The sequence below is a fragment of the Bradyrhizobium sp. Unk1 genome (assembly GCF_059512345.1).
Genome location: NZ_JCAMOP010000267.1, coordinates 1 through 305, shown reverse-complemented (window position 1 = coordinate 305; position 305 = coordinate 1). Strand labels below are relative to the sequence as shown.

Here is a 305-nt window from a genome sequence, read left to right as displayed (position 1 = left end):
AGGGATCGCAACCGGCTGTCGCATTTGCCGGCGCCACGTAAACAGCTGTTGCGGCGACAATCCGTGCCGCCGCGCGACCTCCGATACCACGGCACCCGGGGCCAGCGTCTCCTCGACGAACCGTGCCTTGTCGTCGGCCGAGAATTGCCGGCGCCGACCGGTCTCCGTGATGACCTCGACCCGACGAACCGAGGTGCTAGGCTCAAGCATATGGTCAAGCTTAGACACAAGCCGATCTCCAATCAGAGATCGATCATTCCTCGCTCAACGCCTTCAATGGAAGGTGGGGCCGAAACAGCGCTTAC

The 305-nt window shown here is 62.0% G+C and carries 1 protein-coding gene; it reads right to left on the bottom strand.

Going from position 1 to position 305, the window contains the following annotated elements; translation table 11 throughout:
* Positions 1-228, bottom strand: a 228-nt coding sequence (locus AC5ZFO_RS48440; RefSeq protein WP_496124325.1) for a transposase, incomplete at its 3' end; no start/stop codon positions are given.
* Between the last annotated feature and the right edge of the window lie 77 nt (positions 229-305).